Consider the following 17,448-nt stretch of genomic DNA (forward strand, 5'->3'; position numbering starts at 1 on the left):
TTCTAACCTTTGTCATCGATTGAAACGAGACAGACTTTCTCATTATTTCTCACTTTTCTCACCATCATTTTATTAAAAAAAGACGCATACTTTCTTAAGCAATAATTTCTTTGAAGAAAACTAATTATTATTAAACAAAAAAAAGATTGGAGAATGTGCAAGACCACCATTTCGGTTGTCTTATTTATTCTCCAATCATATAAATTTGTCTCATTTTTGTCTCACTATCTTCCAAACTGAGAATGTGAACATTTATAAAAAATTTTTTATTTGATATTTTTTTATTTTTCTATAAAGAGTCGCACGAGACATATTTAGTTCTTTTGTTGCTTCTGACACATTTCCATGGTGTTTTTTTAGAGCGTTTGTAATTGCCTGAATTTCAAATTTAGTCTTCGGATCCTTTCTATGGTACGATTTTTGCATATGTTTTTCTGCGATCATTACTTGCTCATACAACTGTTCTTCAGTTGGCGCATCCTCTTTATATAAAATTCTGCATCGATCTAGAGTATTATATAATTCTCGCACATTTCCATACCATTGTCCCTTTGAAAATAGTAATTTCCAATTTATTCTCCACTCTGGATGCCAATTGTTCTTGTCACAATAGTAATCAATCAGAGCAAGTATATCTTCGTTTCGTTCACGCAAAGGAGTAAGATAGATGGGATAGGCATAAATATAGTAGAATAAATCTTGATCTATTATCCCTTGCTCTACTAGATCACGGATATCTTTCGTGGAAGATGTGATAAAACGATAGGATTTGTGATGTTGTCTTTCCTTTTCCTGTAAGATGGTTAAAAGCATTTGCTGGGAGGAAATCGAAAGTTCTCCAATCTCTTCCAAAAAAATCGTTGCTTCCTCGACCACTTGATGCCTTTTCTTAGTCAAACGCTGCAGATCTGTAGAAAGAAACCTTTGAAGAATATCCTTAGTAAGCATCGAACAGTGTAATTTATAAAAAGGGGCCGTTGACTTTGGGCTATTTTCATGAATACAACTAGCAAGAAACTTTTTGCCAACACCAGTTTCTCCTACTAAATGTACCGTAGTATCCGTGGGGGCGACATTTTTAATAGATTCCAGCACTTGTTTGTAACTTTTGCTTAAACCTCTACTTCCATTCCAAACAAAGCTTGTTTCCGCACGGAGAGGTATTCGATATCCAATGAGTCGATGGTGGTGCATAATCGGAATATGTACGGCAGATACTGCACCAGTCTCTTGCGCGAATCGACTTAATGATGTGCCAATCCAATTTTGATATTTTTGCTGAAGATTTTTTGGAAGGGCACAAATGTATTTATCAATGGTACAAACAATGTATTGTCCACTGCTTTGGAAAGTTGTTCGCAGCAAAAACTCCATATCCTCGTGCATCTTTTTTTTCCAATCTAGTGAAATGGAATCAGCAATAAGCTTAACACATGCTAACACATATGGCTGGTTAATAGATTGATAGAGACTAGATACATTCAAAACTCCTATCATTTCTTTATGCTGGTTAAAAATTGGCGCGGCAGAACAATTCCATTGTTGAGATGCTTTCGAAAAATGTTCATACCCTCTAACCATCATGGGTTTTTTATATCTTGCCGCGAGACCAATTGCATTAGTTCCCACTTCTATTTCTCCCCATTTTGCTCCTTCTTTAAATCGGATCGTTTCTGCTGCAATGCTAATAGAATTTTCCCCTTCTTTATATAATATGTACCCATCTTTATCTGTTAAAATAATGACAAAACGCCAGCCTCGTAAAAATTTTTGTAAACGCTTAACATTTTGCTTAGCTAAAGTAATTAATAATTCATTTTCTGCCAATCTTTCTTCGAATTCCTCTGGGGTCAAGATACAATCAGTTATGCCATCATGTGGGTTTAAGCCTTTTTGCCGGCAAAGATGCCAAGATTCTTCAATCTCTGGAGTTAAATTTGCTGGTTCTAAAGATCCTTCTTGAATAAATCGTGTCCACACTTCCTTTGTATCTACTTTACCAGTCATTAGTATCCCCCTTATTCTCGTTATTACATCGAATCTTTATTTGTATTATAACAGGAGTACTTTTTTAGTAAAAGGTTTCCGTTCTTACTCTTTGTAACTTATTTACATTAAAAAAGGGATTTGTTACAAAAAAATATTCTTATTTTAAGAATGATCTCTGGGCCAATTGTTATTAAAACGTAATTTCCTTTCAAGCTTCTAATCCACAAGTTTTGGAACCTTGCAGAACATCAGCTTGTATGTATAGAGCAATCTATATTAAAAAAAAGAGAGAAAGTTCCCATCAATGGAGACTTTCGTTTCCCCCACTGATGGATAACTTCTCTTTTACTTACTGTCTTCTCCAGTTTTTCATTCTGTACCTACATCTTTTGTTGGATATTAAAGATATTTATATTAAAATACTTTTCGCTGGTAAATCACTGTCGCAACTCCCCATGAGGCTAAATAGACAACAAGAATAAAAATGGTCGCTCCTGTATATAAAGTTGGAAGGGATAAATTGATAATAAAATCTGTTATACTGGTTAAATGTTCCGCTAGAAAGGTAACGACTCTAGGCCCTATGGCTGATAAAACAAGAAAACTGATAATAACAACTGTTGTAATATAGCCAGGCTTAAGCATATAGAACAATGGAAAGGTGAAAGCAGCAAACAGCAAGAAAAAACCACTCCCAACGGCAATATCTGTAAGTGTAAATGGTTTATTAAAAAGAAACAAGGCTGCACTTGTCAGTAGAATAGACGCTAACATATACACAACTGCTCCAATATAGCGTGATGCAATGATTTCCTTTCGTGTATAAGGTAAGGAATTTAATAATATATTTGTCTCTGCTTTTTCATCATATGCATATGCATTAAACGGGATAAAAATACTAGCGACGAGAAAAATGAAAACAGAGTCTATATTCATCACAATAAAAAATACGATAAAAGGGATAAATACTAAGAGTTGCCTTTTCTGAAGGATTGCATCACGTCTTATTAAATTAAACATATTGCATTCCTCCTTTTGTGTAGTACATAATATCTTCTAATGTCGCATGTTCGATCACAACACTATCACCAAATACCTGATCCACTTCTTTTCGATTATCTGTTAATGCCACAAACCCCGTCGGACCACGATTTAGATGAACAAAGCTTTTTTCTGTGTCTCTATCCAGTAAATCTAGTCCTCCCTTAACAACTGCATAGTTCTCTGCGATATCTAGTATTGATTGATTAAAAATCAATTCTCCTCTTTGTATGAAGGCAATATAATCGGCAATACGATCTAAATCAGTTGTAATATGAGTGGAGAAAAACAAAGTTCGATTACCATCGACCATTAACTCTTGTAACAGATTCAACAGTTCTCTCCTAAAGATAGGATCCAAGCCTGCTGTAGGTTCGTCCATAATGATTAATTCGGCATGATGGGATAAAGCTATTGCTAAAGATGCTTTCATCTGCATTCCTTTTGAAAAAGTCTTAATAGCCTTTTTTTGTGGTAACTCAAATTTTTCTACATAATGATAAAATAATTTATCATCCCATTGTTTGTATGCAGGTCCCACAATGCGTTTTATATCGATTAAGTTCAGCCCTTCAAAAAATACATTACCATCATATACAAAGCCAATCCGTTCCTTTATTGCCTTTTCATGTGTTTGATAATCCAACCCAAAGAGTTTCACTTGGCCAGCATCTGGTTTTAATAAATTCATCATCATCTTAATTGTAGTTGATTTCCCAGCTCCATTTTCGCCAATAAAACCCGTTATAAAGCCTTTTTTCACTTCTAAATTTATATTATTAACAGAAAAACCCTTGAATTTCTTCGTGGCATTCCTTAACTCCACCACATTTTCCATCCTTCTCACTCCTCATACAAAATATTGAATAACTGCAGTAAATCCTCATATGGCAAGCCGATTTCTTTACTATTGGCGATAACAGCACTTAGCTGTTCTTCAATAACCTTTAATTTCTTCTCTCTGATTACATCTAAATTCTGCTCGGCTACAAACGATCCTTTACCAACAATCGAGTAAATAAAACCAGCTTTCTCTAATTCTTCATATGCTCGTTTTGTTGTAATCACACTTATTTGCAAGTCTTTAGCTAAGTTGCGTATGGAAGGCAGCGCTGTTCCTTCCTTTAGTTCCCCTGCTAAGATAGACGATTTAATTTGATTGGTAATTTGTTCATAAATCGGCTCCTTTGAACTGTTCGAAATAATTATTTGCATGCTTATCCCTCTTTTTTTATCTTTCATACTTAATATAATGTATATATACTATATATACATTATATACAAAATCACCTTATAGTGCAACCGCCATTTACATTATTTATGTTATATGGCCACTTACTAAGAATTAACGAATTTTTAAACACCTACATTTAGGCTAATCCAAAAATGAATTTTCTTGTTATCTAAGTGAATAAAGGAAAAAAAGAGCTTATGCGATCATTAGATTATCAACATAAGCTCTTTGTAAGAAATTGTTTGCTTTTGATTACCGAACCTTCCCGTTCAATTTTTAGTTTTCGGCAAATATTTTGTGAAATAAGCTGCCAGTAATAACAAAACACCATTAATGAGCCAAACAGCCAGTCCCCCATACTTAAACCAAATAGCTAATAAGCAGTTTATACTTATAAGAAAAAAGCAAATTGGTGTTAACACACTTTTAAATCCAGTTACACCTGCTTTTTTTCTTTGTTTAATCACACTAATTATAGAAAAAACAAGAATAATTACAAATACAACTGATAAAATTTGCTCCACCATAATCACGCTCCTGTCTTCCACTTGTTATCTTTTAGTACGATGCAGAATGGAATTAGTTTCACTCAAAAAGAGAATAAACCCCTGTTAGTACTAAGTGGATTCCTCACATATAAATAATATTTTAGACAAGACACATACTATAAACGGAGGTGAAATACATGAAAACTAAGGATAATTTTCTAGAAGGTGCCAAAATTACGGATGATGCTCATACATATGGGCCGCCAAATGGTGGAAGTGAAAAACATCATTCGCCTCAGTCTGTTCCAAATAGAGAAGCAGCTAAAACCAGCAAGGAACAGAAATAGGATAGGGAAGTTTCTTTTTTTACAGAAAAATAAATTATATCTAAATGACAGACCAACTAACAAAGTATGGTCTGTCTTTTTGCTGTTAAAGGAAGAGTTATTTCCTTTCCTACTGTTTATTCCTTTTTAGAAAAGGCTATATATTAGTAACTAATAAATAACTTTTATTGGCTTTACTGTTATTATAAGAATTAGTTGAGGAGGTGCAGTATGACTAATCACATAAAATTTCAGTGGCGTGTGACAAAATACAATCCAGCGTTTCGGGATGAAAATGGCTATTTTACTTTAACGGAGGAATGGACTTCCCCTACCCAGATTGGAGAGATCATTAACGGTAAAAAATTCACTTTAGATGAATATCTTCAAGTCGAGAATGCTTATGTTGAGGCTGTTATGAAATTCTTGGAAGAAAGCGGGGTTCATTCATTAAGAATTTTAAACGCAACAAAACAGGGAATCTCAGAAGAGGACTTGACCGCTTCCTTATATGAAGATGCATTTGATCAGTTAGTACTGCAAGAAGACATGCGTGTAGAGAGGAAGGAAATTCGCCTTATTTGCAAAATGGTTTTGCGAAATTTCCTTGGATGTCAGTTATATGCTAAAGATAAATTCTTTGTGCATTTTGGATGGGATTACTATATGTACATAGGTTCTTACGTTAATTGCCCATCTGCTATCGATTATGCGACAAGTAACGGACTTTTTGTTGAGACATTTCAATCCCCTTACTATTTTTCCGAGGAAGAAACGATCAGGCAAGTACAATGGTATGAAATCGACGATCCCTCCATGATAATTGCAGGAGAAGAACAACTTCCAGCTATCCCACTTGATGAGTATCGAAGCCTTTTTAATTTATCAAGCGAACATCCCGTTATTGGAACTTTTGCTATTAACGAAGGCCAATTGGATTTTTTCCAAAAACATTTGCAACACAACATGGACATAAACAAATATGCCTATAGCCTTTGGGCTGGCTATTAAGCCATTAGAAAGAGGAATTTATTGTTTTCCTCTTTTTAATGGCTGCTTCTTTTCTTATAATTTCTTCTCCTTTTCAGGCACCGTTATTCTATAATAAATCCAGCGTCACTTTTAACTTGGAAAAACATCATCAAAAGCACATCCATATTAGCTTCTCTATTCATAACTTTCGTTGTTAAATACTTTTTTTATAATTCCCTTTATCCTTTTTTTCCATTATAATTCTACTTACAAATATATACAAAGGAGAGTGGGGAAAATGGGAAGCTATCAAAGTGAATCCGATAATTGGAATGCGGATTTATATGATAATAAACATTCTTTTGTTTCAAAATTCGGTAATAATTTAGTCGAGCTATTAGCTCCAAAGCAAGGCGAAAAAATTCTTGACCTTGGCTGTGGGACAGGTGATTTAACGAATACCATCCACAAATATGGGGTAGAAATATTAGGTATCGACAAATCGGAAAATATGATAAACCAAGCCCTTAATAAATACCCTAGTCTAACTTTTATGGTTCGTGATGCTACAAGCTTGGATTATCTAAATGAATTTGATGCTGTATTCTCTAATGCCACTCTCCATTGGGTACACCCTCCTATCCAAGCATTAAAAGGTATCTACCAATGTTTAAAACAAGGTGGAAGATTTGTAGCTGAATTTGGCGGAAAAGGCAATGTAGAAACAATAACAAATGAAGTGATAAAGCAAATAAAGCAAGCAGGATTCCCGTTCGGCGCAGAGCATTTCCCTTGGTTTTACCCAAGTGTCGGGGAGTATTCAAATTTAATGGAAAAAGTCGGATTCCGGGTTACCTTTGCACAACACTTTGATCGACCAACTCCATTAGTTGGGGAAAATGGCTTAAGAAATTGGATTGACATGTTTGGAAGCCAACTGTTTCATGATATTCCATCAGAAGCTATGAACGAAATTATTGCGAAGGCTGAAAAAAATGTAAAGGATACTTTATATATTGATGGAAAATGGATGGCTGACTATAAAAGGATTCGAGTAATTGGCGTAAAAGAATAATAAAGTCTAGCGAGGAGAGAGAAGGTTTTCCTCGCTCTCTTTGAATAGCTGGCTGCCAAAGTCCTTCTAATTTTCTCTCTAATAGGTGTAGAGATATTATTTTCACAACTATGCTTTTATATAAATAGCGTATTTTTTAGGATTGTTAAACCCAAATTTATTAGCTAAATTTACGGACGCACGATTATCAACATCACAATCCCATCGCGGCTGAATATTGATAGAAAGACAATAATCGATAAATCGTTGCGAAACAAGACTTGCAACCCCTTTTCCTCTGTACGCTGGGTCTGTTATTATATCTATTTCTGCATAGTTATTAGATTTAAAAATAGAAACTGCTTCCCCAATTATCCGATTTTTATCTTTCACACAAAAACCAATTCCGTTTTGAAGAAAATTCTCTTTAGAATCCCAATACTCCTCATAATATTTTTCATTGAATTCTAAACTATTTTCAATTAAGCAAGAATTAATTCGATAAACATCATACGGACTAGCTATTGTTGTCCTATTACTATACGTTTTTAAATCAAAGGAATAAGCAATACGGTCGATTCTTCTTACTCGCTTATTTAGAAACTTCTCTATTGCCTGCTCCCATACGATTCCATTGGAAAATAACGTAAATCTATTACCCTTTAAAACTGTTTTCTCAAAAAGATCAATTAAATGCTCCATAAATAGCTCGTTCGAAGGACAACCTGTCACAAAAAACAAGCCTGAAGCTGTTTGAAAAAGCAATGAATGATAATTCGTACAGTCACTATATACAGTACCCTCTATCATGAAATCTAATATACTATGGGCAAATGTTGGAGCTTCCCTAATCTCTTTTTTTATTATAGAATACTGATCTATTGGTACCTTAATCATATTACAACACCTTTTGCAAAATAATTATCTCTATGTCATCATAATGATGAATTCTTTAATCAATATGTGAAATCTATATCTTCCTTCCTATCATTTCTTTCATTTAAGACAGAGGTTTTGCTAAATCCATCATATTATGAAACCCTAGCTGTTCATAAACAGATCGGCCAGATGAACTGGACCATAATCTTGCTCGTTTAGCCCCTTTTTGTTTTAGCCATAAACATATTTCCTCAACTAATTGAGAAGCTAACCCATTCTTACGGTGGTTTTTCACTGTATATACAGCTATGATCCACCCAAAGAGACTTTGTTCTTCCGCTAGTGGAAAAGGATACTCTGTTCTAATTAACCCTCCAGCACAAGCAACAATCTTTTCATCACTGTCTAAAGCAACTTGAAACATTAAATTTCCTAATTTAAATTCTTTCCGAAATAGATTTTTCACTTCTTCCAGCCGCTGAAGACTTGGTTTTGGAATACTGTCTATTTCTCCCATTTCACAAGCCATTTGATACCAGCATTCTGCCACAATACTCAGTTCGTTATAAGTTGCCCATCTAGTTTCATACATTATTTAAGTCTCCTAATTATTAAAAAATTAATGATTCTATAACGGTAATGACGAAAAACACCCAATCCCATTACATTTGTCTTTCGTTAAGCTTGCTTAGTATGAAAGCAATCTTCACAAATTATTATTCCTTCATTTTGGATAAAAGCCTTTATTTCCGTCATCCCTTTTCGCTCTGGATAGCGCATTTTGACAATAACCACTTTATTTTTTTCAATAAGTTTACCACAATTAGAACATTGGGGTTTTACTTTAAACATAGTCCCCCCCTACAAAACTACATATTTAATAACTATAGCTTAAAGTTCCTGACTTCTTTTAATTAAAGTTTTTTCTATGTATCAATTTTATAACTTTGTCTAGCACTTTGAACTAATTATGCCGAATATGACTTGATTTGAAACTGTCTACAGTTGATAAACATCCGTGTTTTTGAAAGCAGCTCTATTTCATGTGAAAACATCTTATCTTCTGTTATTAAAATTTCGTCATACCCCAATCATTAATCCCACTTCTTCCATTGTCCACTATTTCCTTTGTATTAACGACAATATTTCGTGTAATATCATAATCAAAGTAAAATCTTCTCACTTTATCCCAAACCAATTCATATATAGAACCATTCCAGTGCTCTATGACCACTCTAATTGATGTTGGATCATCCATTGTTTCATCTATATCTCCTTCATAATGATTGATTAACTCCATTTTTTTAAACCTTCCATCATGGAATGAATTTGTCACAAGGAATTCGCCCGTATATGGATCAAAGACATGCTGGATAGATTTTAAATATTCACAATAGCCGTCATTATCCCAATTATCATCTCGTAAAAATTTCATAAAAAACATCTCTCCTCTTTAATTTCCTCTTATTACACTCATTAACTTTTTAAGAAACAATTTTGGTCCTGCAAAAAATATTTTTTAAGAAAACTAACTTATACATTTTTTTACTTTTTATACAACCAGGGAATCTCAGGTGGATTCCCTGCTTCTCCTAATAGATATACAAATACAAAATAAAAACAGATTAGTAAACTGAAAAGGAAAACAAAGAGTGAAAGACCATTAACCTCTTTCTTTATTAGCCCCACTAATGCACAAATTAGACTTATAACTCCTAAAAGCAACTCAAATAATGCTACAGGATAAACGGAGTATTGATTCATTACATAAACTCGAATTGGATTAAAGATAGTTATTGTGAAAACAAATATTAATTGAAAAATTAATCCTATGACAGAATACTTCAATTCTTTCCTTTCTCTCCTTCCTCTGAATTCTATTTATTAAATCAATTAAACTTTACAATAGTACAAAGATAATCTATGTATATAGTAAAACTATGTATAATAGTAAGCTATTTCAAATTATTTGTAAATAGCTTACCAAGCATCTTACTTCTTTCAAAACCCTTATTATTCACAGCCTGTTCAGGACATGAATCCATTAACTCCTACCATGCATGGATTTATATTAAATGTCTTTTTCCATCAATACATTTGTAGTCTCATATCCTAATTTTTCATATAATCCTCTAGCTACTTTATTATGGCCAAAAACATGGAGACCTATTTTCTTCAATCCTAGTTTCTGACCAACATTCTCTATACTCTTTAAAGCTTCCTTAGCATATCCATTTCCTTGGTATTTTTCTAGTATATAAATGTCATAAATAAACCCTAGTTCTTCAGACTTTTGCGCAAGCCATATTACACCAACTGCCTCGTCACCCTTTTGAATGGTATATAAGAAATTCTGCTCTGTCTTCTCCCCTTGTGGCAAAAGTCTTGTATATTCCTCCTCTGCTTTCTTAAGCGCCTCTTCTTCTTTCCAATTTCCTGCGATAACCTTTTCTTCCGCATACGTTTTTATCGCACTAGACAGATATCTTTGATATTCATCTGCATTCATTAAAGTTAAATTAATCACTGTTAATACTCCCCCTTTTCGCACAAGTTTCTTTTCTTACGACTGATTCCAGCTTTCATTATTATTTTTTCTTAACTAATATAGAAAAGTGCGGTCTCCCATTATATGTGTGGGAGAGCCTTATTGAAAGAAGGCAGCATAAATGATTACCCCCACAATTATGATAAGGATGAGTATTCCAGTACCTTTCCACCCTAACCCGCCCACTAAATCAGCAAGATTGCTGCCGTGCACACTGCTAGATGGATGTTTCAATTCTTCTTGTCGCATTTTTTCCCTTCTTATTTCAGGAGCATCTTTTTCTTTTTTCATTTCAAGCCCTCCTATAAAATTAACAAATAAATAATAAGAATATGCCATTAATAGATGTAATGTATTTTTTGCAAACAATACATTTTCCCTTTATGAAACCCTCTTTATTTTTTCCTTAATACGTTTGCCGTCCACGAAGGTTACTAAAACATTCTTCTATCAAATTTTTACGACTTACTTTCATCTAAATATTCATGAATAATCTCCATTACTTCTATTCTTCCATTTATCAAAAGCTCTGGAAGTTCATTTTTTACATTCCCCTTCCAATACTCCCGCGCTTGTTCCATTTTTTTATGGAAAGGAACAGCCTCTAAATTAGGCAGAAGCTCTCCGTCTCCTTCAAAATAATTTCCAGACACATGAAGTTTCACAATTTGTAATACTTTGCGCTTATAGGAATCAAAAAGTGCTTTCCATTTTAAGACATCCTCATAGCTTTTCGCAGCATACAGACAGGATAATCTAGACGGATGATTGGGGAAATCCTGGAGTCTCACCATTTCTGCTATTACTTCTCTAATTGCTCTCATGGTGTGCCCTGCATACTGAACAACCACATCGGCGTTCTCTTTATTTAAGTGCAAACCTTCATCTGTATAATGATTATCTAAAATCCCCATATAATCTTCGCCCTGTGCATTAAGGTGTTCCTTTTCCAAAAAAAAGCGATATAATGTGTTCATCTTTTTTTCTTCAAAGTGAATAACCTGTCCACGAGACATTCTTTGATTAGTAACTAGATGATAAGCAGTAAACTCTTTCATTCTTTCCTCTCCTGTATATATAAAATGGAACGATTTACTATAAATATTGAATTGAAATCTATATATTTATTGAAATGTTCATCTTGTAAATTCAATCGTTCTAGCAATTCTTTTTGCAACGAGTCTCCTAATAATTGCTCGACAAGATATAATCCCATATTGATTCCAGAAGACACTCCACCACATGAAATAATGTTGACATCATGGACAACTTTTTCCTGAGATATCCCATGTGTATCTGGATACTTATCCTGGAGCAATTTTAATGCTAGGTGATGAGTTGTCACCTTCTTTCCAGCTAATAAGCCAGCTTATCCTAATAAATAGGCACCGGTACTAACAGAACATATATACTCTATACTTTTCTGACTCTTAATCCATTCAATAATCTTTTTATTCTTGCTAATTGATTGTATTGCTCTTAATGGGCCACCAGGAACAAGCAATATATCAAATGTTGGACTATCATTTATACTATAATCCGGTGTCACTTTTGTCCCAATATGTGTTTTTATTGTCTTCCCTGATTCCGAAATCATATATACTTCAAAAGGTCTCGTTGGCATTAGCTTTCTTTTTATAAAGAGTTAACCCTTTTTCTGCTTTACTTTCAGTTGTTAACGAGAAAACCTCCGCAGGACCGGCAAAATCTAAAGATCAACATAGTCATATAATCAAATTCCAATCTTGCGTTTACACATTTTACTATCTCCTTAAATTAAAAAATATCATGTTAGGGCATATAATTAAGAACAGTTCTCCTCCTGATTTCTTTTTGAAAAAATCCCTCTATTTAGAAGTGGTCTTTTTATCACAAAAATACGTCGCTAAAACAAAAGTACAATAGCTACAAAAACGCTTCTACTAAACAGATTATTTTTCCTTTTTCCTTTTCAACAATTCTAAAATTTCCTTGTTTTGTTCCGTTAATTTTCTTAGCTTTACTTCTATAGATAAACACGTAATGGCTAATATTATCAGCCCCATCGCTATAATAAACTCCATAAATACACCACTACTCTCTTTTTATTATCTAAATGGATATTTTTACTTAACATCAAGATTCTAAAAAAAGTTATCTAAACTGATGACATAACGTCTCTTCTTAATACGCTTCCAATTCTTTATTTCTTTCAATGAAGAAACGTTTATCTCCATACAAATTACTTACTGGTAGTTCTCTATGTAATTTCCCTCTTCATATATTTCTTTACTAGTAAGTCCAGTCCATTCTTCTGGTGTTATGTCAGGATGCTTATTTAAATATGTTCTTACCATATTATAGCCCTCACTATAACCATAGTTGTATGGTAATCCGTTTCCACCAATCAATATTTCCTGCGCTCTCTTTAAATCGTACGTTTGCAAATCTGGTTCAATTTTATTCCAAAAATCTAGTTTAAAGTTGTAATATAAATTATCTACGTCAATATCTGGGTAGACTAATTTCTGAAACATAACTGCTTTTCCTTCCAAAATTAATCGATCTAAAACTGTTTCTTCCTCTTCTTTTTTATAATATTTCTCAAACCATACACTGTGATTATATTCATGAGCAATCGTTGTCTTGATAAACTCTTCGGTATAAAACTTATTATTATAGTAAAAACTTATCTTTCCAGCGCCCCAAGTATCCATACTTTGGGTAATGTGATCTTCTTCTATAGGGAAAATACATATATTCGTCTTCTTTTCTGATGGGATGTAATCTGATGATTTAAGGAGTGCCTCTTGAATTGCCTTATTAAGCTGCTTCTCATCCATTGTTTTAATAATATTATTAACTTCCTCCATATTTTCTGGTGCTTTTACAGTAAGATCAAAATTACCTACAAAAAATTCTGCATTTTTATAACATGCATCTACAATTGGTTCTATCACCTCCTCATCAAACAGCAAAAAGTTCGGCGTAGCTGAATCTTCTTTCATTCTCTTCTCATATTTTTTATAAAGTTTATAAGCATGCACAATCTCATATTCTTGGTCGGTTTCAGGGTGTTTAAAAGTAAAATAAATATTATCTGATTCACTCTCTTTTTTTATCGTCTCTTTCAGTTCACAAGAGATTAATAGAAGGAAAGAAAACAGAATAACAACAGCTCCAAGTTTTTGCATATATTCCCCTCCCCTTTTGATTAATTACGAATGTAACATCACAAAGGTTTCAGAAAATTTAAAATCCAATACATATCAGCAATCCATAATCTCTAATAGGAGCGTACAGGAGAAATCAAATGCATATATGAATTGTTTCCAACTGGTTCCATCAATATTGGTCTCATTGTACCTCCGAAACTGATTTTTATTTCTTCTTCCTTAATTGCCTTTAATGCATCCATAAGGAAGCTTCCATCTAGAGAAATGCTTAAATCTGTTTCTCCAGAAAGCTTATTGATCGGTTGCGTTTCTTCTATTTTTCCTATTTCTGAAGAATTAGAGGTGATTTTTAATTTCAAACCATCTTTTATTTCCATATGGACATTGTTATTCTTCCACTCACTTGCAAAAAGACAAGCTCGATCTACTCCTTTTAACAGCTGTTTTGTATTAACAGTAATCATTGTCCTTGCATTTTTGGAGAATAATCCAGCAACATTTGGATAATTCCCTTCGATTAATCGAGAATAAAGAGTAGTTGAATTCGTTTTAAATACAATATAGCGATCTGTAGCAAATATTTTAATCATTCCCGTTGTTTTCTGCATTAACTTAGTAAGCTCATGGAGGCTTGTACTTGGCACGATGAATGCACCACTTACACCAGATTCAATCGGAAGCTCTCTCCATGCTAGTCGATGAGAATTAGTAGCTACACATGTAAGTTTTGTTTCTTCGAATAACATATTAACGCCAGTCAAAACGGCTCTCGCTTCACTTTTTGATACAGCAAAAGCTGTCTGGTTGATCATCTCGATTAAATCGGTGCTTTGCATTCTAATATGTGTTGTTTCTTCCATACTTGGAAGCGTGGGATATTCTTCTGCATGAAAACCATTAAGTGTTGTCACGATTTCATCCGCTTTAAGCGTAGCTATTTGCTTTTCGTTTACTGTTAGATGAATTTTCCCTGGCAATTTTCTCACAAGTTCACTTAAATATTTTGCTGATAGTACAACACTGCCTACCTCCTTTACTTCTAGCACTTGTACTCCATCTATTTCCATCGGAATTACTTGTTCAATAATGATATCAGCATTACTTCCTATAACAATTAATGATTCTTTAGTAGCCATTATTTTGATACCTGAAAGAATAGGAAATGGCGTTTTCTGAGATACTGCTTTGCTCACATCTGTTATCGCTCTATTAAAGTACTCACTTTCAACAAGAAATTCCATTATATGCAACACTCCAAAATAAAATTATACGTATTAAATTCGACATTTTTTGCCAATTCCCTTGTCATTATTGCTTAATAAATTAATTTTTAAAAAAATGCATAAAAAAACTACTAAAGTGGCAGCAGCAAATGGCTTAGCCCTTTAATAGCTTTTTATAAATTTGTAAAAATATATTTTATTTTTTAGTTAAAACATCTAGTTGAAGTGGATAGGTGCTATATGCAACCATTTTATTTTTGTACTTTTTCACAATATCTACATGGTCTTGATAACTATTCAAAAATAAGTTTATGTTCTTATTCCCTTTTTTGGTATGAATAACAAGAGAATACTCCGCATTTTTAGCATTAAGATATGCTTCTTCACTTCCTGGATATAAACTATACTTTTCTCTAACAATCGCTTCGTTGAATATCTTAATAATTGCTTCTTTATTCTCTCCATCTATTTTCATTTCATTGTAGATTATTTCTGTTTCAATGTTATTAAGTTTTAAATGCAATTTATATTTATCCAGCAGCCAATCCACTACTCCTGTTGGCAAGCACGTCATTAAAATTTTTATTATACAAAAGAACACTAATGCTATAATAGTAATCCAAGTCAATTCCATTCACTCCATTGCTTATTCAATTAATATTTCTACATTATTAATAGTACTAAATTTCCTTTCTAAATAGACCATCCAATTCTCATATAAGTTGACCATCCACTTTTTAGCTCACGCTATAAAAATAAGATGCAAGTTTTATCCTTGCATCCTTCCCTCATTATTCTCTACTGGATTTAAGCGCTGAAGCAAATCTCCTTATCCCCTCATCAATATTTTTTTCTATTTCTTTCGCATACGTAAAACGAACATAGTTAGCGTTTGAACCCATTGTAGATCCAGGCGCATAAATAACACCATTTTTTAACGACTCTTCTAATAAGCGATTTTCATTGACTGCGTTTTTTATTTTACACCACAGATGAATCCCACCATTTGGTGTTAGAAATTCCATTTCTCCTTTTAAGTAGGTATTCAAGCTTTCGATGATTTGATTTCTTCTGCTTTCAAGTTGTTTAACTAAATTATCTAAATGGACTGCAAAGGAGGGTGATTCTAAGAAGTCGTTTGCTACCCATTGAGAATAACTAGAATGGCCAAAATCAATCTGCTGCTTAGCGTCGGATAACCTTTCTATCACTGGCTTAGGTCCTATAATCCAGCCAATTCGCAGACCAGAGGCGACAATTTTGGAGAGAGAGCTTATATATAATACATTGCCATTTTGATCCATCGATTTTAGCGGAAGCAATGGCTTTCCGCTAAAAGAAGTTAAGCTATATGGATCATCCTCTACAACGGGAATACCATATTGAGAAGAAATTTCTAAAATCTCTCTTCTTCTTTTTTGACCGAGAGATACTCCAGATGGATTTTGGAAAGCTGGGTTTAGAAATATCATCTTAATTCGGTGTTTTCTGTATAATAAGATTAAATCGTCAGGTTTTATGCCATTTTCATCTGCAGTCAAATAATGAGGTTTAACTCCGGCTGATTCAAATAGCGGAAGACTATAATGATAAGATGGATCTTCCATTGCTACCGCATCGCCAGGTTTCAGCAAGCATTGAATAACCAAATGTAAAGCCTGTTGGGCTCCAGATGTAATCAATATAGAAGAAGGCGTTGTTTGTAAACCACGATATTTCTCCATATGATTTGCAATGGTCTTTCTTAGCACTTCACTTCCTTGTGGATGATCGTATCCCAATGATCCTATGTAAGCTCGGTCAGAAGTAATTTTCCGCAATGAACTTAAGGGGAAAAGATCTTCGGAAAGTTCCCCGCTTGCTAAATTAATCAGGTCATGTTCCGTCATTTCTTTTCGTATCCGCTGCATGACGGGTAGATTAGGAAGAAAAGATCCCGCTTCTATATAACGATTCCAGCTAGGTACACGTTTTTTGGTTATTCCCCATATATCTTTACTTATCATTGTTCCGCTGCCGCGTTTTCTTTCAATTAATCCATTTGACTCTAACTCATCATATGCTGCAACTACTGTACTTCTATTTAATTCTAGCAGTTTTGCTAGCTTTCTTTCCGATGGCAGCGGTTTATCTAAGGGAAAGGATCCATCTGCGATACCATTTTCTATATACTCCGCCAGCTGCTTATATATTGCTTTTTTTACTTGTCGATTAGGTTTCCACTCCATTGTTTCCACACTTCTTTACTATATTTTGTCTCCATAAAGACAGCTGTCTCATTTTTATGTTGTTTCATTATAGCTTAATTTCTCATCTTTAAACAACATTGAACTCTTTCGATACAACATACCTTTTTTATCTTAACGTTCATTACTCCGACTTTATTTACTTATACATTTGAGATTTTTTCATATGCTCTGGATAGCATCAGATAATTTTAATCTAGTTCCGCTAAACCTCTGACAGCAACCTTTTCGTAAATTTGTTTTTTCAGGAAGGGATTTTGCTATGTTACAATAAAAGTATATAGACAAAATAT

22 protein-coding genes are annotated in these 17,448 nt (G+C 33.7%); 3 read left to right on the top strand and 19 right to left on the bottom strand.

The genetic code is table 11. The annotated features are described in order from the left end of the window. Nucleotides 1-252: 252 nt before the first annotated feature. The 5 genes from BCI01S_RS17980 to BCI01S_RS18000 form a co-directional block, all read right to left on the bottom strand. On the bottom strand, nt 253-2,007 hold the full coding sequence (locus BCI01S_RS17980; RefSeq protein ID WP_047940231.1) for a sigma-54-dependent Fis family transcriptional regulator: 1,755 nt from the start codon (nt 2,005-2,007) through the stop codon (nt 253-255). Nucleotides 2,008-2,403: 396 nt separating this feature from the next. Next, nucleotides 2,404-3,009, bottom strand: coding sequence for an ABC-2 transporter permease (locus tag BCI01S_RS17985; RefSeq protein ID WP_025908694.1), 606 nt, complete (start codon nt 3,007-3,009; stop codon nt 2,404-2,406). Continuing rightward, nucleotides 3,002-3,868, bottom strand: a complete 867-nt coding sequence (locus BCI01S_RS17990) for an ABC transporter ATP-binding protein (protein WP_047940230.1) — start codon at nt 3,866-3,868, stop codon at nt 3,002-3,004. The genes BCI01S_RS17985 and BCI01S_RS17990 overlap by 8 nt, the downstream gene beginning before the upstream one ends. A gap of 5 nt (nt 3,869-3,873) precedes the next feature. Further along, nucleotides 3,874-4,245: a GntR family transcriptional regulator gene (locus tag BCI01S_RS17995; RefSeq protein WP_047940229.1), complete on the bottom strand. Its 372-nt coding sequence runs from the start codon at nt 4,243-4,245 to the stop codon at nt 3,874-3,876. Between the two features lie 288 nt (nt 4,246-4,533). Further along, the gene (locus BCI01S_RS18000; RefSeq protein ID WP_047940228.1) at nt 4,534-4,791 is read right to left on the bottom strand and encodes a hypothetical protein; all 258 of its coding nucleotides are present in this window, start codon (nt 4,789-4,791) and stop codon (nt 4,534-4,536) included. A 158-nt stretch (nt 4,792-4,949) separates the two neighbouring features. Here BCI01S_RS18000 and BCI01S_RS25365 point away from each other — a divergent pair, with 158 nt between their 5' ends. From BCI01S_RS25365 to BCI01S_RS18010, 3 genes are all read left to right on the top strand, one after another. Then, a complete protein-coding gene (locus tag BCI01S_RS25365; RefSeq protein ID WP_156485457.1) occupies nt 4,950-5,099 on the top strand; it encodes a hypothetical protein in 150 nt (49 codons plus the stop codon). A 210-nt stretch (nt 5,100-5,309) separates the two neighbouring features. Next, nucleotides 5,310-6,089, top strand: a complete 780-nt coding sequence (locus BCI01S_RS18005) for a DUF7683 domain-containing protein (RefSeq protein ID WP_053215553.1) — start codon at nt 5,310-5,312, stop codon at nt 6,087-6,089. Nucleotides 6,090-6,348: 259 nt separating this feature from the next. Continuing rightward, nucleotides 6,349-7,125 (top strand): class I SAM-dependent methyltransferase, encoded by a 777-nt coding sequence (locus BCI01S_RS18010; RefSeq protein ID WP_061800474.1) that lies wholly within the window; start codon nt 6,349-6,351, stop codon nt 7,123-7,125. Nucleotides 7,126-7,233: 108 nt separating this feature from the next. Here the strand turns inward: BCI01S_RS18010 and BCI01S_RS18015 are convergent, their stop codons facing one another. The 14 genes from BCI01S_RS18015 to pdxR all read right to left on the bottom strand — a co-directional run bounded on the left by BCI01S_RS18015 (nt 7,234) and on the right by pdxR (nt 17,137). Continuing rightward, nucleotides 7,234-8,001: a GNAT family N-acetyltransferase gene (locus tag BCI01S_RS18015; protein WP_061800477.1), complete on the bottom strand. Its 768-nt coding sequence runs from the start codon at nt 7,999-8,001 to the stop codon at nt 7,234-7,236. A 103-nt stretch (nt 8,002-8,104) separates the two neighbouring features. Continuing rightward, nucleotides 8,105-8,575 (bottom strand): GNAT family N-acetyltransferase, encoded by a 471-nt coding sequence (locus tag BCI01S_RS18020; RefSeq protein WP_061800479.1) that lies wholly within the window; start codon nt 8,573-8,575, stop codon nt 8,105-8,107. A gap of 86 nt (nt 8,576-8,661) precedes the next feature. Then, nucleotides 8,662-8,835 carry a hypothetical protein gene (locus BCI01S_RS18025; protein WP_061800481.1) on the bottom strand — a complete coding sequence of 58 codons (174 nt, stop codon included), beginning with the start codon at nt 8,833-8,835 and terminating at the stop codon, nt 8,662-8,664. A 217-nt stretch (nt 8,836-9,052) separates the two neighbouring features. Beyond that, nucleotides 9,053-9,418, bottom strand: coding sequence for a hypothetical protein (locus BCI01S_RS18030; RefSeq protein ID WP_061800482.1), 366 nt, complete (start codon nt 9,416-9,418; stop codon nt 9,053-9,055). A gap of 636 nt (nt 9,419-10,054) precedes the next feature. Then, nucleotides 10,055-10,510, bottom strand: coding sequence for a GNAT family N-acetyltransferase (locus tag BCI01S_RS18040; RefSeq protein WP_061800489.1), 456 nt, complete (start codon nt 10,508-10,510; stop codon nt 10,055-10,057). Nucleotides 10,511-10,630: 120 nt separating this feature from the next. Next, the gene (locus BCI01S_RS18045; protein ID WP_061800495.1) at nt 10,631-10,822 is read right to left on the bottom strand and encodes a DUF6366 family protein; all 192 of its coding nucleotides are present in this window, start codon (nt 10,820-10,822) and stop codon (nt 10,631-10,633) included. Between the two features lie 167 nt (nt 10,823-10,989). Continuing rightward, entirely contained in the window at nt 10,990-11,589 is a 600-nt protein-coding gene (locus BCI01S_RS18050) for a DUF2441 domain-containing protein (RefSeq protein WP_061800501.1), read from the bottom strand. Continuing rightward, nucleotides 11,586-11,876 (bottom strand): type 1 glutamine amidotransferase family protein, encoded by a 291-nt coding sequence (locus tag BCI01S_RS18055; protein WP_061800508.1) that lies wholly within the window; start codon nt 11,874-11,876, stop codon nt 11,586-11,588. Before BCI01S_RS18055 ends, BCI01S_RS18050 begins: the two co-directional genes overlap by 4 nt. A 24-nt stretch (nt 11,877-11,900) precedes the next feature. Next, the gene (locus BCI01S_RS18060) at nt 11,901-12,155 is read right to left on the bottom strand and encodes a DJ-1/PfpI family protein (protein ID WP_061800514.1); all 255 of its coding nucleotides are present in this window, start codon (nt 12,153-12,155) and stop codon (nt 11,901-11,903) included. 307 nt (nt 12,156-12,462) lie between these two features. Then, the gene (locus BCI01S_RS26245; protein WP_268874867.1) at nt 12,463-12,594 is read right to left on the bottom strand and encodes a hypothetical protein; all 132 of its coding nucleotides are present in this window, start codon (nt 12,592-12,594) and stop codon (nt 12,463-12,465) included. A gap of 162 nt (nt 12,595-12,756) precedes the next feature. Beyond that, a complete protein-coding gene (locus tag BCI01S_RS18065; RefSeq protein ID WP_061800516.1) occupies nt 12,757-13,704 on the bottom strand; it encodes a DUF2268 domain-containing putative Zn-dependent protease in 948 nt (315 codons plus the stop codon). A gap of 92 nt (nt 13,705-13,796) precedes the next feature. Continuing rightward, the gene (dnaN, locus tag BCI01S_RS18070; protein ID WP_061800518.1) at nt 13,797-14,927 is read right to left on the bottom strand and encodes a DNA polymerase III subunit beta; all 1,131 of its coding nucleotides are present in this window, start codon (nt 14,925-14,927) and stop codon (nt 13,797-13,799) included. Nucleotides 14,928-15,105: 178 nt separating this feature from the next. Beyond that, nucleotides 15,106-15,537: a YfmQ family protein gene (locus BCI01S_RS18075; protein WP_061800520.1), complete on the bottom strand. Its 432-nt coding sequence runs from the start codon at nt 15,535-15,537 to the stop codon at nt 15,106-15,108. Between the two features lie 163 nt (nt 15,538-15,700). Beyond that, nucleotides 15,701-17,137, bottom strand: a complete 1,437-nt coding sequence (gene pdxR / locus BCI01S_RS18080) for a MocR-like pyridoxine biosynthesis transcription factor PdxR (protein WP_061800522.1) — start codon at nt 17,135-17,137, stop codon at nt 15,701-15,703. Between the last annotated feature and the right edge of the window lie 311 nt (nt 17,138-17,448).

The sequence above is a fragment of the Niallia circulans NBRC 13626 genome (assembly GCF_001591585.1).
Classification (GTDB): Bacteria; Bacillota; Bacilli; order Bacillales; family Cytobacillaceae; genus Niallia; species Niallia circulans.

Bases quoted from the DNA above. Each gene is read 5' to 3' on its own strand.
- BCI01S_RS17980 (WP_047940231.1), bottom strand. From the start codon at position 2,007: ATGACTGGTAAAGTAGATACAAAGGAAGTGTGGACACGATTTATTCAA.
- BCI01S_RS17985 (WP_025908694.1), bottom strand. From the start codon at position 3,009: ATGTTTAATTTAATAAGACGTGATGCAATCCTTCAGAAAAGGCAACTC.
- BCI01S_RS17990 (WP_047940230.1), bottom strand. From the start codon at position 3,868: ATGGAAAATGTGGTGGAGTTAAGGAATGCCACGAAGAAATTCAAGGGT.
- BCI01S_RS17995 (WP_047940229.1), bottom strand. From the start codon at position 4,245: ATGCAAATAATTATTTCGAACAGTTCAAAGGAGCCGATTTATGAACAA.
- BCI01S_RS18000 (WP_047940228.1), bottom strand. From the start codon at position 4,791: ATGGTGGAGCAAATTTTATCAGTTGTATTTGTAATTATTCTTGTTTTT.
- BCI01S_RS25365 (WP_156485457.1), top strand. From the start codon at position 4,950: ATGAAAACTAAGGATAATTTTCTAGAAGGTGCCAAAATTACGGATGAT.
- BCI01S_RS18005 (WP_053215553.1), top strand. From the start codon at position 5,310: ATGACTAATCACATAAAATTTCAGTGGCGTGTGACAAAATACAATCCA.
- BCI01S_RS18010 (WP_061800474.1), top strand. From the start codon at position 6,349: ATGGGAAGCTATCAAAGTGAATCCGATAATTGGAATGCGGATTTATAT.
- BCI01S_RS18015 (WP_061800477.1), bottom strand. From the start codon at position 8,001: ATGATTAAGGTACCAATAGATCAGTATTCTATAATAAAAAAAGAGATT.
- BCI01S_RS18020 (WP_061800479.1), bottom strand. From the start codon at position 8,575: ATGTATGAAACTAGATGGGCAACTTATAACGAACTGAGTATTGTGGCA.
- BCI01S_RS18025 (WP_061800481.1), bottom strand. From the start codon at position 8,835: ATGTTTAAAGTAAAACCCCAATGTTCTAATTGTGGTAAACTTATTGAA.
- BCI01S_RS18030 (WP_061800482.1), bottom strand. From the start codon at position 9,418: ATGAAATTTTTACGAGATGATAATTGGGATAATGACGGCTATTGTGAA.
- BCI01S_RS18045 (WP_061800495.1), bottom strand. From the start codon at position 10,822: ATGAAAAAAGAAAAAGATGCTCCTGAAATAAGAAGGGAAAAAATGCGA.
- BCI01S_RS18050 (WP_061800501.1), bottom strand. From the start codon at position 11,589: ATGAAAGAGTTTACTGCTTATCATCTAGTTACTAATCAAAGAATGTCT.
- BCI01S_RS18060 (WP_061800514.1), bottom strand. From the start codon at position 12,155: ATGCCAACGAGACCTTTTGAAGTATATATGATTTCGGAATCAGGGAAG.
- BCI01S_RS26245 (WP_268874867.1), bottom strand. From the start codon at position 12,594: ATGGAGTTTATTATAGCGATGGGGCTGATAATATTAGCCATTACGTGT.
- BCI01S_RS18065 (WP_061800516.1), bottom strand. From the start codon at position 13,704: ATGCAAAAACTTGGAGCTGTTGTTATTCTGTTTTCTTTCCTTCTATTA.
- dnaN (WP_061800518.1), bottom strand. From the start codon at position 14,927: ATGGAATTTCTTGTTGAAAGTGAGTACTTTAATAGAGCGATAACAGAT.
- pdxR (WP_061800522.1), bottom strand. From the start codon at position 17,137: ATGGAGTGGAAACCTAATCGACAAGTAAAAAAAGCAATATATAAGCAG.